At 68.6% G+C, this 15,133-nt stretch carries 12 protein-coding genes; 5 read left to right on the top strand and 7 right to left on the bottom strand.

Translation table 11 applies throughout. The features are described from left to right. Window positions 1–126: 126 nt before the first annotated feature. The 3 genes from QFZ53_RS06985 to QFZ53_RS06975 all read left to right on the top strand — a co-directional run bounded on the left by QFZ53_RS06985 (window position 127) and on the right by QFZ53_RS06975 (window position 5,702). Window positions 127–3,012 (top strand): MMPL family transporter, encoded by a 2,886-nt coding sequence (locus QFZ53_RS06985; protein WP_307294919.1) that lies wholly within the window; start codon window positions 127–129, stop codon window positions 3,010–3,012. Further along, window positions 3,009–4,997, top strand: coding sequence for a YhgE/Pip family protein (locus QFZ53_RS06980; protein WP_307294917.1), 1,989 nt, complete (start codon window positions 3,009–3,011; stop codon window positions 4,995–4,997). Before QFZ53_RS06985 ends, QFZ53_RS06980 begins: the two co-directional genes overlap by 4 nt. A 120-nt stretch (window positions 4,998–5,117) precedes the next feature. Next, window positions 5,118–5,702, top strand: coding sequence for a 2'-5' RNA ligase family protein (locus tag QFZ53_RS06975; protein ID WP_292906220.1), 585 nt, complete (start codon window positions 5,118–5,120; stop codon window positions 5,700–5,702). Window positions 5,703–5,751: 49 nt separating this feature from the next. Here QFZ53_RS06975 and ccsB read toward each other — a convergent pair whose 3' ends face one another. The 5 genes from ccsB to QFZ53_RS06950 all read right to left on the bottom strand — a co-directional run bounded on the left by ccsB (window position 5,752) and on the right by QFZ53_RS06950 (window position 10,454). Next, the gene (gene ccsB, locus QFZ53_RS06970; RefSeq protein WP_307294914.1) at window positions 5,752–6,732 is read right to left on the bottom strand and encodes a c-type cytochrome biogenesis protein CcsB; all 981 of its coding nucleotides are present in this window, start codon (window positions 6,730–6,732) and stop codon (window positions 5,752–5,754) included. Window positions 6,733–6,736: 4 nt separating this feature from the next. Then, a complete protein-coding gene (gene resB / locus QFZ53_RS06965; RefSeq protein WP_307294911.1) occupies window positions 6,737–8,530 on the bottom strand; it encodes a cytochrome c biogenesis protein ResB in 1,794 nt (597 codons plus the stop codon). Window positions 8,531–8,561: 31 nt separating this feature from the next. After that, window positions 8,562–9,350: a cytochrome c biogenesis CcdA family protein gene (locus tag QFZ53_RS06960; RefSeq protein ID WP_307294909.1), complete on the bottom strand. Its 789-nt coding sequence runs from the start codon at window positions 9,348–9,350 to the stop codon at window positions 8,562–8,564. Continuing rightward, the gene (locus QFZ53_RS06955) at window positions 9,347–9,970 is read right to left on the bottom strand and encodes a TlpA family protein disulfide reductase (protein WP_307299364.1); all 624 of its coding nucleotides are present in this window, start codon (window positions 9,968–9,970) and stop codon (window positions 9,347–9,349) included. Before QFZ53_RS06955 ends, QFZ53_RS06960 begins: the two co-directional genes overlap by 4 nt. Before the next feature lie 79 nt (window positions 9,971–10,049). Continuing rightward, window positions 10,050–10,454, bottom strand: a complete 405-nt coding sequence (locus tag QFZ53_RS06950) for a MerR family transcriptional regulator (protein WP_307294908.1) — start codon at window positions 10,452–10,454, stop codon at window positions 10,050–10,052. A gap of 52 nt (window positions 10,455–10,506) precedes the next feature. Between QFZ53_RS06950 and QFZ53_RS06945 the strand changes: the two genes are divergently transcribed. Next, window positions 10,507–11,409: an NAD(P)/FAD-dependent oxidoreductase gene (locus QFZ53_RS06945; protein ID WP_307294906.1), complete on the top strand. Its 903-nt coding sequence runs from the start codon at window positions 10,507–10,509 to the stop codon at window positions 11,407–11,409. A 16-nt stretch (window positions 11,410–11,425) separates the two neighbouring features. Here the strand turns inward: QFZ53_RS06945 and QFZ53_RS06940 are convergent, their stop codons facing one another. Next, window positions 11,426–12,049: a histidine phosphatase family protein gene (locus QFZ53_RS06940; protein ID WP_307294904.1), complete on the bottom strand. Its 624-nt coding sequence runs from the start codon at window positions 12,047–12,049 to the stop codon at window positions 11,426–11,428. Between the two features lie 194 nt (window positions 12,050–12,243). Here QFZ53_RS06940 and aspS point away from each other — a divergent pair, with 194 nt between their 5' ends. Next, the gene (gene aspS, locus QFZ53_RS06935; protein ID WP_307294901.1) at window positions 12,244–14,025 is read left to right on the top strand and encodes an aspartate--tRNA ligase; all 1,782 of its coding nucleotides are present in this window, start codon (window positions 12,244–12,246) and stop codon (window positions 14,023–14,025) included. A gap of 258 nt (window positions 14,026–14,283) precedes the next feature. Here aspS and QFZ53_RS06930 read toward each other — a convergent pair whose 3' ends face one another. Further along, window positions 14,284–15,108 (bottom strand): sulfite exporter TauE/SafE family protein, encoded by an 825-nt coding sequence (locus QFZ53_RS06930; RefSeq protein ID WP_307294899.1) that lies wholly within the window; start codon window positions 15,106–15,108, stop codon window positions 14,284–14,286. Window positions 15,109–15,133 lie beyond the last annotated feature (25 nt).

Below are 15,133 nucleotides of genomic sequence, written 5' to 3'. Positions count from 1 at the left end.
TGGGTCCCTGAGCCTGTCGAAGGGTTCTCACCCGACGCACAGACTTTCGGGTGGAGATCCCTTTACGATACATCTATGTATTGGATACACCTGTGTATCCAATAGTGGGAATCCCGAAGGAGCCTCGTGTCCACTCTCCTGTCCTCGCTCGGCCGCTGGTCGTTCCGGCACCCCTGGCGCGTACTCGTCTCCTGGCTCATCGTCTTGGGCATCGCGGGCGCGGGCGCGCTCACGCTGGGAGCGGGCACGGACAACTCGTTCTCCATTCCCGGAACCGAGTCCCAGGCGGGCCTCGAGCAGCTCAACCGCTCGTTCCCCGCTGTCAGCGGCACCAGCGCCCAGATCATCGTCGTCGCCGCAGACGGCGACTCGATCACGGATGACCCTTACCGGAAAGACATCGAGAACGCGGTCGATCACCTCGCCGATCTCGACGACTCCGTGCTGTCGGCCACCTCTCCGTACGACGAGAACGTCAGCGGCATGATCAACGACGACAAGACCGCCGGAATCATCCGTCTGCAGTTCGACGGCCAGTCGACAGATGTCTCGGAGAAGACGAAAGACGGCCTGCGCAGCGTGGTCGCCGATCTCAGCGACGAGTTGCCGAGCGGTTCGCAGACCGCCCTCGGTGGGGATCTGTTCGCCACCTCGATCCCCGGAGTCACGCTCACCGAGGCGATCGGCCTCCTGATCGCCCTGCTCGTGCTGATCGTGACGTTCCGCTCCTTCGTCGTCGCCGGGCTGCCGCTGCTCACTGCCGTGCTGGGAGTCGGGATCTCCATGGCCGGAATCTTCGCGGCGACGGCCTTCGCCTCCGTCTCCTCGACCACTCCCCTCCTCGCTCTCATGCTCGGGTTGGCCGTCGGCATCGACTACGCGCTCTTCATCATGGCCAGACATCAAGATCAGGTCCGCGAAGGAGTCGACCCCGAAGAGTCGGCGTCGCGCGCCGTCGGCACGGCGGGCTCGGCCGTGGTCTTCGCCGGCATCACGGTGCTGATCGCCCTGATCGGACTCGGCTTCGCCGGCATCCCGTTCCTGACGACCATGGGCATCGCCGCATCGGCAGCCGTCGCGGTCGCCGTCGCGATCGCGGTGACGCTGACCCCCGCCCTGCTCGGCTTCATGAAAGGCCGGGTCGCCGGCCGTCCGCGCAAGGCGCCGACCCTTCGACGGGCTCAGGGGCCCAAGACGCGCGACTCTCAGCCCGAGAACGAGGGGAAGGCGACGCCTGCCCCGGCTGCACGTCGACGGTTCAGCGATCGTTGGGTGACGGGCGTCACGAAGCATCCGATCCTCGTCTCGCTCGCCGTGGTGATCGGCCTCGGCATCGTCGCCGTGCCCGCTCTCAGCCTGAACCTCGCCCTGCCGAACGCGGGCGTGCTGCCCAAGGATTCCGAGGCGCGACAGAGTTACGATCTCGTCGGCGAGCAGTTCGGACCCGGCTTCAACGGGCCGCTGATCCTGACCGGCTCGATCGTCACCTCCACGGATCCCCTGGGGCTCATGGAGGATCTGGGCGACGCCGTGGCCAAGATCGACGGCGTGAAGGAGGTCGCCCTCTCCACCCCGAACGAGACCGCCGACACCGGCATCGTGCAGATCATCCCGGAGACCGCCCCTGACGACCCGGCGACCGCGGATCTCGTGCGCGAGCTGCGCTCGCATCACGACGAGTGGCTGAAGGAGTTCGGCATCGATCTGAAGGTCACGGGGTTCACTGCGGTCGGCATCGACATCTCCGACCAGCTGGGCAACGCGCTGCTGCCGTTCGGGATCTTCGTGATCGGCCTGTCGCTGATCCTCCTGACCGTCGTCTTCCGCTCCATCTGGGTGCCGGTCACGGCCGCCGCCGGGTACCTGCTGTCGATCGTCGCCGGATTCGGCATCGTCGGCGCGGTGTTCGAATGGGGTTGGTTCTCCGACGCCCTGCATGTCGCGAAGGTCGGACCGATCATCAGCTTCATGCCGATCATCCTGATGGGTGTGCTGTTCGGCCTTGCGATGGACTACCAGGTGTTCCTGGTGTCGCGCATGCGCGAGGACTACGTGCACGACCCCGACGGGAAGAGCCCCGATCGCGCCACGCGACGAGCCGCCGCCCTGCGTGCCGTGCGCAGCGGCTTCACGGGGTCGGCGAAGGTCGTCACCGCGGCGGGACTCATCATGTTCGCGGTGTTCGTGGCGTTCGTGCCCGAGGGCGACTCCTCGCTCAAGCCGATCGCCCTGGGTCTGGCCGCCGGCATCGCGATCGACGCGTTCCTCGTGCGGATGACACTGATCCCCGCGCTCATGGCGATCCTCGGCGAGCGCGCCTGGCAGATCCCGTCGTGGCTCGAGAAGATCCTCCCGAGCGTCGACATCGAGGGCGAGGCGGTCGAGCGTGAGCGTCATCTGTCGGCGTGGCCGGGCGACGACTCGGTGGTCGCCGCCGACGACCTCGCACTGGCGGATGCCGGAATCGAGGCGTTGCATCTGCGCGTCGCTCAGGGCGGCACAGCGGTGCTCACAGGTGGCGCGCCCGGCGCGCTGCGTGTGCTCGCGCTCACGCTCGCCGGTCGCGTCACCCCCGATTCCGGTCGCCTGCGCGTGGCGAGTCACCTGCTGCCCGGTCGTGCGGCCTGGGTGCGCGCGCATGTGGGAGTGGTGCTCGTGTCGGATGCCGGCGCCGCAGCATCCGATCTCTCCGAAGCTCTGCGGGGTCGCACAGCGCTCGTCGTGATCGACGGCGTCGACAGCCTCCCCGCAGCCGAGCGCGATCAGCTCGCGGCCCGCCTGCGAGACGCGGATGCCGCCACCGCCGTCGTGCTCACGGCTGCATCCCCCGTATCGGCTCTCGAGATCCTGGCGCAGGCGGGCCGCCCGACTCCCGACGTGATCGACGTCTTCCCATCCGCCGATACCCCGGCTTCCCGCCGACACCCCGCCGTGCTGGCGTCGCCAGCCGGGGGTCTCGACGACAACCCGGGGTCAGCGCACTCCGACGAATCCTCTGAGGTGACCGCATGACCCTCCCCATCGAGCGCGCACGTTCGCGCAAACCCATCACCTGGCTGACGATCCTCGGCGTGCTGCTGCTTCCCGCAGCCGTCGGCGGGATCCTCGTCGCGGCCCTGCAGAACCCGACGGAGCGGCTCGACTCGATGACCGCGGCGATCGTCAACCTCGACGAACCCGTCACGATCGACGGTCAGCTCACACCGCTCGGCCGCCAGCTGGCGTCCGGTCTGGTCGAGGGATCGGACGATCTCGACTCGAACCTCACCTGGGTCATCTCCAACGAGGACGATGCGAAGGAGGGCCTCGCCGACGGCACCTACCAGGCCGTCATCACGATCCCCGAGGACTTCTCGAAGGCGGCGACCTCAGCCGGCACCGCGATCGCCGACGGCGGGGGCTCCGCATCCGACGATGCGGAGAAGGCGACCATCCAGGTCACCACTCCTCCCGATGGACTCGTCGCCGACGACCTCATCACCGGGCAGATCGCCTCGGTGGCGGCCTCGAGCATGGGCTCGATGCTCAGCGAAGCCACCATGGGCAATGTGCTGGTCGGCTACACCACGCTCGGCGATCAGATCGGCGAGGCCGCGGACGGCGCAGTGAAGCTCGCATCGGGAGCCCGGGATGCCGCCACCGGCGCCGCGGCGATCCCCGACGGGGCGACCAAACTCGCCACCGGGGCGACCGGGCTGAGCACCGGGGCATCGGAGCTGTCCACCGGGATCACGACGATGGCTGGCAGCACGCGGCAGCTCGCCGGCGGGGCGACGCAGCTGGGCTCCGGGCTGCTCTCGGGGGCGACGCAGCTCGAGCAGAACACGACGGGCGTTACGGCGCTCGTCGGTGGCATCCAGACGGCCGCGGGATCAGCGAAGACGGCGTCGACCGGCTCTGCGACGCTCGCGGGAGATCTCGGCGCTCTCGCAGTCGACTGCGCGAAGCCAGACTCGGGAGTGCCCACGGCTGTATGCGATCGGATCACAGCGGCAGCCACGTCTGCCGGCGACGTCGTGACCTCCGCAGGCACGGCATCCGCCATCCTGAACGACCCTCAGACCGCGGGCGGCGTCGCCGCCCTTCCCGGCACGTTCTCCACGCTCGCGACCCAGATGCGCACCGCCGGCACCGGCGCCTCATCGATCGCCGCCGGCCTCAACCAGCTCGCCACCGACGGCCTCGACAAGTCCGCCGCTGGTGCTACTCAGCTCTCCGACGGCGCGTCGCAGCTGTCTGACGGGGCCACCCAGCTCGCCAGCGGCGCGGGCGAGCTGGCGACGGGCCTCGACACCCTGGCGACCGGCACCGGCGATCTCGCCGGCGGTCTGCGCACCGCATCCGACTCCCTCCCCTCGTTCAGCGACGGAGAGTCGAAGTCGCTCGCCACCGTCATGGTTGACCCCGTGAAGACGAACGCCGAGGCGACCACGATCTTCGGTCCGACGGCGATCCCGCTGCTCGCCGCAGTGGTGCTCTGGTTCGGCGGCCTCGCCTCGTTCATCGTGATGCGGGCGCACACCGCGCGCACCCTGACCTCGCGACGCTCCTCGGCGGCCCTGGCGCTGCGATCGTTCGCACCCGCCGCCCTGATCGGGGCAGGACAGGGCGTTCTCGTCGCGCTCATCGTGCAGATCGTCGCGAGCTACGACGCGGGCACCTGGTGGGCGTTCGCCGGCACCGCTGTGCTCGCGGGCGTCGCGTTCGCCGCAGTGAACCAGGCGCTCGTCGCCGTGTTCGGCGGCATCGGGCGCTGGGTGGGTGCTCTGATCGGCGTCCTCGCCGTGGCGACGGGTCTCATCTCGACCGTTCCGGACTGGCTCGCCTCGATCGGCGCCGCGCTGCCCACAGCCCCGGCCTTCACCGGACTCATCGCCGCGAACGGCTCTGCCGCTGCCGGGCTCATCGTATGGGGTGTGCTGTCGCTGGTCGTCACGACCCTCGTGATCACGCTGCGGCGTACGACCTCGGCGAAGACGGTGCTGGCCACCGCCTGATGCCGAGCGCGGTCGGACGCGCATCTCCGAGTCCCCTCGGAGGTGCGTTTCCGGCCGGGGACGAGTGCAGCGGCCCGGACCGATGACGACGGATGCCGTGAGAAGACGTACGCTCGGGAGATGCGCCGTCCGTTCATGAGCACCCCCGAGCAGCTCGCCTCGCTCGAGGGTCAGCAGTATCTCGTGCTCCGTCCGACGTCCGTCGTCGCCGACCGCTACCGCGCGGAACAGCGCACCGCGCTCGCACGTGCGGACGTACCGCACCCGCACACCGGGCACGTCACGCTGCGAGGCTTCTTCGAGCCCGAGCGGCGTGAGCAGCTGGCAGCGCTCGTGCGCAGGTGGGCAGCGGCTCAGCCGCCGATCGAGGTCGTCGCCGAGGCGGTCGACGCCTTTCCCGCGCCCTGGCAGATCCTCATCATCCGGTTGTCGCGCACGCCGAGCCTGCTCGCAGCGTACGCGCGCCTGACCGAAGCGCTCGACCGCACCGACCTCCGTCGGCTCGGCGAACTGCCTCTCGAGGAGTGGACGTTCCACATGTCACTCGTCTATGCGAAGACCCTCGCGCCCGCACCGTGGACGACGCTCTCGCACATGTCACGTCGCTCGATCGGCGGGCGGCCCGCTGAGACCATCGGCGAGGCCGAACTCGTCTGGTACGAGAACGGCGAGGAGCACTCCGAGATCATCCCCTTCACCGGCTGACCCCCGGACGCACCGCGGCCGACGGGCGTCATGACAGCCCGCCGAGGGCTCAGCTCAGGCCGGAGTACGCGTGCAGGCCCTTGAAGAAGACGTTCACGATCGTGAAGTTGAACATCACGGCGGCGAAGCCGACGATCGACAGCCAGGCCGAGGGATTGCCGCGCCAGCCGCGCGTCGCACGCGCGTGGATGTAGCCGGCGTAGATGACCCAGATCACGAAGGTCCAGGTCTCCTTGACGTCGAAGCCCCAGTAGCGACCCCAGGCGTCCTGCGCCCAGATCGCTCCGGCGATGAGCGTGAAGGTCCACAGGATGAACCCGATGATCGAGAAGCGATACGCGAGGCTCTCGAGGCGGTCGGACAGGGGAAGCGTGCGCAGGAATCCGGGACCCGTCTTCGCCGCGCCTTCGCGAACCAGACGCTCTCGTCGTGACTGCATGAGCTGCAGCGCCGACAGCGCGAACGCCAAGGCGAAGAAGGCCGTTCCGAGCGAAGCGACGAACACGTGGATGATCAGCCAGATGCTCTTGAGGGGATCCATCAGCGGGGTGACGGCGACGTAGAAGTTCGTCGCCGCGAGTCCGAGCAGGATCACCACGAGTCCGGTGATGAAGGTGCCGAGGTAACGCAGGTCGATGCGGGTGAGGACGATGAGGTAGACGAGCACGATCAGCAGCGTGCCGATCATCGCGAACTCGTACAGGTTGGCCCAGGGCACACGGCCGGCGGCGATGCTGCGGGTGACGACCGCGGCGAGGTGGAACACCCACGCCAGGACCATCAGCGAGGTGCCGATGCGCGCCATCACGAACCGCTGCGGTGCCGGATCGACGGGGGCTCCGGTAGGCGTGACCGCGCCGGAGCCGCTGCGAGCGCCGGCGCCGACCAGTTCGCGCTCGCGAACCGTCTGCGCATCCGCGGTCGCCTGCGAGCGGCGGGCGAGGTCGAAGGCGTAGGCCACGAACGACGCCGCGTAGATCGCGATCGCGGTCCACAGCAGGACCGGCGAGATCACGGAGAGATCGAACATGCTGTCAGTCTACTTTCGGGGTGTCGGATGCCGGGGGCTCGAGTTCTTCGGCAGATGCTGCGGAATCGGGCGCTTCGTCTCGGTCGGCGTCGCCGTCCTCGCTCGACGATCGGGGCACGGCCGACGTGACGCCGGCGGCGTCGAGCAGTCGGGCGTGACCGGCGACGAGGTCGTCGACCGCCGCCGCGAGCGTCGGATCCTCGCCACGGGCGAGGGCGGCGTACTCGAGGGTCACGCCATCGCCGGCAGCGACAGCCTTGACCCACACGCGCCGGCGCGGAACGAACAGGGCGAGCATCAGACCTCCGAGCGCGAGGAGCGCGAAGACGAGCACCCACACCGACGACGAGTCGTGATGGATCTGCAACGACGCGAACCTCTTCACCGACTGGGTGAGGTCGGTCGCTCCGGCGGGAGACTCGTCTTCGAAGGTCACGGTGCCGAGGCCGTTCGGCAGATCGGCGGTCTTTCCGGGGGTGAGCTCGATCGACTCCTCCCCGATCGCTCGACCGGTGAGCTGGGTGAGATCCGTGGTGTCGAGCACGTAGACCGATCGCGGCGTGCCGTCGTCGATGCCCAGATCGCCCTCGAACACGTCGAGCGTGAGCGTGGGGTTGAACAGGTCGCCGTAGGCGGAGGCGATCGCGCCGTCCTTGCCCGCCGCCGCCGTCGGATAGAACAGCCCGCGCCCGCGGATTCCGAGCTGCTCCGGCATCCCATCGGTCACCTTGACGATGCCCACGGAGAACAGGTTGTTGTCCTGCGGGAGGAACGGCACGCTGTTCGTGAAGACGACCTTCCCCTCGGCGTCGCGGACCGTGATGGTGGGCGCGTAGCCGTTGCCGAGCAGATATACCCGGTCCCCGCCCACCTCCAGCGGATGGTTGACCTTCACCGAGCCTGTGCGCTTGTGCCCGTCTTCCTTGACCGTCATGTTCGCCGAGAAGTCGCCGGCCTGACCCGAACCGGGCTCACCGTACGGCTGGTACGTCACATCGAAGGTATCGAGTCGCATCGAGTAGGGCGTCAGCGCGCCGTCGCCGACGAAGCGCCCTCGATTCATAGAGTCGTAGTCGAGCAGCGTGTTCGCGAACGTCTCCCCCTCGACGAGCACGCGCTGGCCGGTGTAGGCGAAGCCGCCGCCCACGCCGACCGTGATGAGCACGCCGACCAGGGCGATGTGGAAGATGAGGTTGCCGGTCTCGCGCCAGTACCCGCGCTCGGCCGATACCGAGAACGCGCGTTTGTCGTCGTAGCGCTCCACGCGGTAGCCGAGCGCCTTCAGCTGCTTCTGCGCGATGTCGATCGTCGCAGCGGCGTCGGCCGCGGCATCCGCCCCCTGGGTCGCTGAGCCCGTCGAAGCGCGGGTCACGTCGCGGAAGTCGGCCAGCCTCTTCAGCCGGGCCGGAGTGCGGGGCGGCCGGGCCTGCAGCGCCTTCGCATGATGCTTGATGCGCGGGATCACGCAGCCGACGAGCGAGGTGAACAGCAGCAGGTAGATCGCCGAGAACCACGGCGACAGGTACACGTCGAACATCTTCAGCGCGTCGAGCACCGGGAAGAGATCGGGATTGTCGCGCTGCCACTGCGTGACGCCGTTCGGATCCGCCATGCGCTGCGGGAAGATCGAGCCGGGGATCGCGGCGATCGCGAGCACCAGCAGCAAGATGAGTGCCGTGCGCATCGAGGTGAGCTGACGCCATCCCCACCGCAGCCAGCCGACGAAACCGAGCCTCGGCTGGGTGATCGTGTCGTCGCCGTCGATGTGATCCGACGGGCGCAGAGGGTCGGTTTCCACGGAGTCCTTCTGGTCGTTCTGGTCAGTGAGGTCAGAGCGGGAGGATGACACTGCCCATCACCGCCGTCAGTCGCGACATGATGTCGGTCCACAGCCCGGACACCATCAGGACGCCGAGCACGATGAGCAGGACGCCGCCGATGATGTTCACGATGCGGATGTGGCGTCGGAGGAACCCGACGGTCCTGGTCGCCCAGCCGAAGCCGAGGGCGACGAGCAGGAACGGGATGCCGAGACCCAGCGAGTACGCGAGACCCAGGAAGCTCGCTCGGACCGGGTCGCCCGAGTTGAACGAGAGCGCGACGATCGCGCTGAGAGTCGGCCCCATGCAGGGCGCCCAGCCGATGCCGAGTGCGATCCCCAGCAGCGGGGCGCCGATCATCCCCGCCTTGGAATCGACGTGGAAGCGGAGCTCGCGCTGCGCGAAGCCGAAGAATCCGAGGAAGACGAGTCCCATCAGGATGATCACCGCGCCGAGGACGCGCGTGATCAGGTCGCCCCAGCGCAGCAGGAAGACGCCGACCGTGCCGCTGAGCGCGGTGATGCCGATGAAGACGACGCTGAAGCCCAGGATGAACAGCAGCACGCCGAGCACGAGCTGGCGGCGGACGGGAGTCGCACCTGCCTGGGTCCCTGAGCCTGTAGAAGGGGCGGAGCGAGACGAAACGCCTCCGCCCGCCACGGCCCCGCCGAGGAATCCGAGGTACCCCGGCACGAGCGGCAGAACGCACGGCGACAGGAACGACAGGAGTCCGGCGAGCATCGCGACCGGGACCGCGATCCACAGTGCACCCGAGCCGATGATGGCGTCGGGGTTCACGACTTCTCCGCGAGTGCGTCCTTGACGAGCGTGGAGAGGATGGAGGGGCTGTCGATCGGGCCGATGATGCGGGCCGCGACGCGGCCCTGCTTGTCGAGCACGAGCGTCGTCGGGGTGGCCTGGATCGGCACGGCCTCGGCGAAGGCGAGCTTCGCCTCGGCGGTGTCGACGTCGATCAGGCTCGGGTACGTGATGCTGTACTCCTCCGAGAAGGCCTTGGCCGTGTCGGCCTGATCACGTGTGTTGACGCCGATGAAAGAGACGCCCTCGCCGTCGAACTTCTGCCAGACGGTCTCGAGGAAGTCCGCCTCGACCCGGCAGGGCGCGCAGCCCGCGTACCAGAAGTTGACGACCGTGACCTGGCCCGCGATGTCGGCGCTGGAGAACTTCTCGCCGTTCTCGGTGACGCCTCCGAAATCGACCGGTTCGCCTCGGTCTGCCACGGGGATCTCGACGATCGCGCCGTCCGCTGCGACATAGCCGTTGTTGTCTCCGCTGAGGAAGGAATCGCTCACCGGATCGGGAGCGCACGCGCTCAGACCGACGACGACGATCGCGGCGAGCGCGGCTCCGACCGCACCACGGACGAAGCGGATGCGGGAGCGGCGGCCGCTGCGCATCGGGGTGTTCACAGGCGCGACAGGCACGAATCCCAGTGTACGCAGGGGTTCCTATGCGTGGGCCGGATGCAGGCCGTCGTCAGAAGCGCGCGAGGACGTCCGCGACGCCCTGCCGGAACTTGGGGCACATGGCGATGTCGTGGGCGCTGCACTGCATCGCGTGCTCGGTCATCGCCTTCGAGCGACGCATCTCGTCCATGCGCCGATCGAGGTCGTCGAGATGCGCCTGCAGCACTTGGTGGCGACCCGCACTGCCGTCGTCCAGCAGCACCCCGATCTGCTCGAGGCTCATCCCTGCGGCCTTGCTGCGCTGGATCACGGCGATGCGCACGACGTCATCCTCGCCGTACCGGCGCCGGCCGGCGGCATCCCGCTCCGGCCGTAGCAGGCCCACCGTCTCCCAGTGCCGGAGCACGTTGGTCGGCAGATCGAAGCGAGCCGCCACGTCGCCTACGGACCACGGATGCTCAGCACTTGACTTCATGTTGACATGAAGTCACAGACTGAGCTCGAAAGCAAGACGAGAGGACCCACTCATGTACGACGTGATCGTGATCGGCGCCGGCCCTGCCGGCCTGCAGGCGGCGTTGACGCTCGGGCGGATGCACCGTTCGACCCTGCTCCTGGACTCCGGCGAGTACCGCAACGGCACCGTGCTGCACATGCACAACGTCGTGGCCAACGACGGCACTCCTCCCTCGGAGTTCCGCGCCACCGCCCGAGGGCAGCTCGCCGAGTACCCCGACGTGGAGATCCGCGACGTGGGCGCCTCGCACATCTCGGGCCGTGAGGGCGACTTCACGGTGCGACTCGTCGGCGGGACCGAGGTGTCCGCCCGCCGGATCGTCCTGGCGACAGGCGTCGCCGACGATCTGCCGGAGGTCCCGGGACTGGCCGCGCTCTGGGGGACGCGCGCCTTCAGCTGCCCGTTCTGCGACGGCCACGAACACGCAGGCAGGCCCATCGCGATCCTGGGCGCCGCGGCCCGCGCCGAGCACCTGATCAGTCTGCTCGGGCGCTTCGTCGGAGCCATCTCGGTGTTCCCCGTCGGCGGTGACTTCTCGAAAGAAGAACGGCGGATGCTGGAGGAGCGCGGAGCCCGCGTGAGCGCCATGCCTGTAGACGGGGTCGAAGGCGACGGCGCCGATGTGATCGTCACGGCGGGCGGCTCGTCGATGTCGGTCGCCGGAGTCTTCGTCGCCTCGGTCGAGATGCGCCAGCGCGCCCCGTTCGCCGAGCAGCTGGGTCTGGCCATGCTGCCCTCGGGCGCGATCGAGATCGACGACTTCGGCGCCACCTCCGTGCCCGGCGTCTCGGCGGCGGGTGACCTTGCCCACCGCGCGGCTCTCCCGGGGGCGATGGCGTCGGTGCTGCTCGCGGCTGCGGCCGGTCAGCTGGCCGCGACCGGCATCGTCAAGGCGCTGAGCGCCGGTCAGTGAGCGTCGAACGACGGGGTCAGACCGCGCCGAGATCGATTCCGTCGGCGGCGGGCTCCGCGTACTCGACCTCGCGCCACACATCGCCGACGCGCTCGAACGAGGTCACGCTCGACAGCGCGCAGCGCCGCGTGCGCGGGTCGTGCCGAAGCGGGAGACCCGCGACCCGGAGATGCGTGATCCAGATCGGCGCCTGGTGCGACACGACGACCACGTCGCCGTCCGGGGCCGCGTGCCAGGCCTCATCCATCGCAGACAGCATCCGCTCTGCGATGGATGAGTACGGCTCACCCCAGCTCGGCACCGAGGGGCGCCGAAGGTGCCACCAGTTCCTGGGGTCCATCAGCGAGCGGCGCATCCGCGTGCCCTCGAACACGTTGGCAGGCTCGATCACGCGCTCATCGAGCACGGGCGTGAGCCCGAAGATCTCGGTGAACGGTTCGGCCGACTCCTGAGTGCGCTGCAGAGGCGAGGCGATCAGCGACGTCACCGGTCGATCGAAGTCGCGCACGTGCTCGGCGGCGGCCCACGTCATCCGCCGTCCTGCCTCGCTCAGGCCGTACCCGGGCAGCCTCCCGTACAGCACGCGTCCGGGATTGTGCACCTCGCCGTGCCTGACCAGATGCAGTCGCGACGCCGTCATGCCCGTCGACGCCCTGCGGCGAGCGGGACGATGCGGGTCGCTGCAGCGAAGAGATCGCCGTCGCAGAAGACATCAGAGGCGAGACGCATGACGGCCTTTCATGAGAGGAACGGGGTCAGCGCTGGCGAGTCTACTGAAAGCGTCCCCGGTAGACTTGCCGGGTTCACCATTTCCCAGATCAGGAGGAATCCTCCGTGCTTCGCACTCACTCCGCAGGCTCCCTGCGAGCAGAGAACATCGGTCAGACCGTCACCCTCACGGGCTGGGTCGATCGTCGTCGTGATCACGGAGGAGTCGCGTTCATCGATCTGCGGGATGCATCGGGCATCGCCCAGGTCGTCATCCGCGACGAAGAGGTGGCCCACCCGCTGCGCAACGAGTTCGTCCTCAAAGTCACCGGCGAGGTGTCCCGTCGCCCCGACGGCAACGAGAACCCCAACCTGCCGACCGGCGAGATCGAGCTCATCGCGAGCGACGTCGTGGTGCTGAACGAATCCGCGCCGCTGCCCTTCCAGGTCTCCACGGCGCTCGCCGAGACCGAGAACGTGGGCGAGGAGGCGCGGCTGAAGTACCGTTACCTCGACCTGCGGCGTCCGGCGACGGCATCCGCTCTTCGCCTGCGCTCGAACGTCTACAAGGCTGTGCGCGACGTGCTGCATGCCGAGGACTTCACCGAGGTCGAGACGCCGACGCTCACCCGCTCCACCCCGGAGGGCGCCCGTGACTTCGTCGTGCCCGCTCGCCTGCACCCCGGCAGCTGGTACGCCCTGCCGCAATCGCCTCAGCTGTTCAAGCAGCTGCTCATGGTCGGCGGCGTCGAGAAGTACTTCCAGATCGCGCGCTGCTACCGCGACGAGGACTTCCGGGCCGACCGCCAGCCGGAGTTCACCCAGCTCGACATCGAGATGAGCTTCGTCGACCAGGAAGACGTCATCGCTCTGATGGAGTCGCTCGTCGTCGCGATGTGGAAGACGATCGGCGTCGAGGTGCAGACGCCGCTGCCGCGCATGACCTATGCCGAGGCCATGGCGAAGTACGGCTCGGACAAGCCCGACCTGCGCTTCGGACTCGAACTAGTCGAAGCGACCGAGTACTTCAAGGAGACGCCGTTCCGCGTGTTCCAGGCCGAGTACGTCGGTGCGGTGCGGATGCCCGGTGGTGCCTCGCAGCCGCGCAAGACGCTCGACGCCTGGCAGGACTGGGCCAAGCAGCGTGGCGCCCGCGGCCTCGCCTACGTGCTCTTCAACGAAGACGGATCCCTCGGGGGCCCCGCTGCGAAGAACCTCTCCGAGGCCGAGCAGGCAGGCCTCGCCGCGTTCGTCGGCGCCGAACCCGGCGACTGCGTGTTCTTCGCCGCCGGCTCGACCAAGGAGTCGCGTGCACTCCTCGGCGCCGCGCGCGTCGAGATCGGCCGTCGCCTCGGCTACCTGAACCCCGATGAATTCGCGTTCACCTGGGTGGTCGACGCACCGATGTTCGAGCCCGCAGCGGATGCCGTGGCATCCGGCGACGTCGCCGTGGGCGCCGGCGCCTGGACGGCCGTGCACCACGCCTTCACCGGCCCGAAGCCCGAGTTCCAGGACACCTTCGACACCGACCCCGGGTCTGCGCTCGCCTACGCGTACGACATCGTGTGCAACGGCTCGGAGCTCGGCGGCGGCTCGATCCGCATCCACCGCGAAGACGTGCAGAAGCGCGTCTTCGAGGTCATGGGCATCAGCGACGAGGTCGCGCAGGAGCAGTTCGGCTTCCTGCTCGACGCGTTCAAGTTCGGCGCCCCGCCGCACGGCGGCATCGCGCTGGGCATGGACCGCGTGCTGCAGCACCTGTCGAAGAGCGAATCGATCCGCGACGTGATCGCCTTCCCGAAGTCGGGTGGCGGCTTCGACCCGCTCACCTCCGCACCTGCGCCGATCAGCGACGCGCAGCGCAAGGAGGCCGGAGTCGACTTCGTGCCGGAGGATGCCGAGGCCTGAGCTTCGCACCACCGGTCGTTGAGCGAGGAGCGCAGCGACGAGAAGAAACGCCTCATGTTCTACGGAGCATGAGGCGTTTCGTCTCGCTGCGCTCGCTCAACGACCGGCGGCTCAGCCCGCAGGTCGAAGCCTCCCTCAACGACCGGTGACTCAGCCCGCGGGTCGAAACGTCCCTCAACGAACGGTGACTCAGCCCGCGGGTCGTTGAGCGAGCGAGCGCCAGCGAGCGAGACGAAACGCGTGAGGTGAAGCGGTGCGTCAGAGAGCAGCGAGTCCCGGCGCGATGTTCTCGTTCCACACGTCGACGCCGAGCTTCGCGATGAGCGCGATGACGACGACGAGGAAGACCACGCGGATGAACGTCGTCCCGCGAGAGATCGCCATCCGCGAGCCCAGATAGCTTCCGGCCACGTTGGCCACGGCGAGGATGCCGCCGAGCAGCCACAACACGGCGCCGTGCGGGATGAACAGGATGAGCGCGCCGGCGTTGGTCGCGAAGTTCACGATCTTCGCCTTCGCACTCGCCTGCAGGAAGTCGTAGCCGAGCAGCGCGACCAGCGTGATCACGAGGAACGTGCCCGTTCCCGGGCCGATCATGCCGTCGTAGAAGCCGATGCCGAGGCCCGCGGCCCCCGCCGCGATGTGATGCTTGTGCCCGTGGAACCGCAGCTGCGTCGCGGCGCCCAGCTGCGGCTTGAACGCCGTGAACAGAGCGACGGCCAGCAGGGCGACGACGATGATCGGCTTGAACGCGGATGACGGGAGCACGGTCGCGACCGCCGCTCCTCCGAAGGATCCGGCTAAGGCGATCGCTGCCATCGGAAGGGCTGTTCGAATGTCTGGCTTCGCCCGCCGGTAGTAGGTGACGCTGCTCGTGGCCGTGCCGAAGACCGAGCCGAGCTTGTTCGTGGCGAGCGCCTGCACGGGTGTGATGCCGGGGATCAGCAGCAGTGCGGGCAGCTGCAGCAGCCCTCCGCCGCCGACGACGGCATCGATCCACCCCGCGCAGAACGCGGCCACGACGACGAGGATCAGCGTGCCCCACGTGAGCTGCTCGAGCCCGAGCACAGCGCCGATGTCCATCCGTCCAGGATGTCAGACTGGCTGC

It is taken from the genome of Microbacterium natoriense (assembly GCF_030816295.1).
Classification (GTDB): Bacteria; Actinomycetota; Actinomycetes; order Actinomycetales; family Microbacteriaceae; genus Microbacterium; species Microbacterium natoriense_A.
The sequence above is the reverse complement of the archived record's forward strand: the minus strand, read 5'-3'. Positions and strand labels throughout refer to the sequence as shown.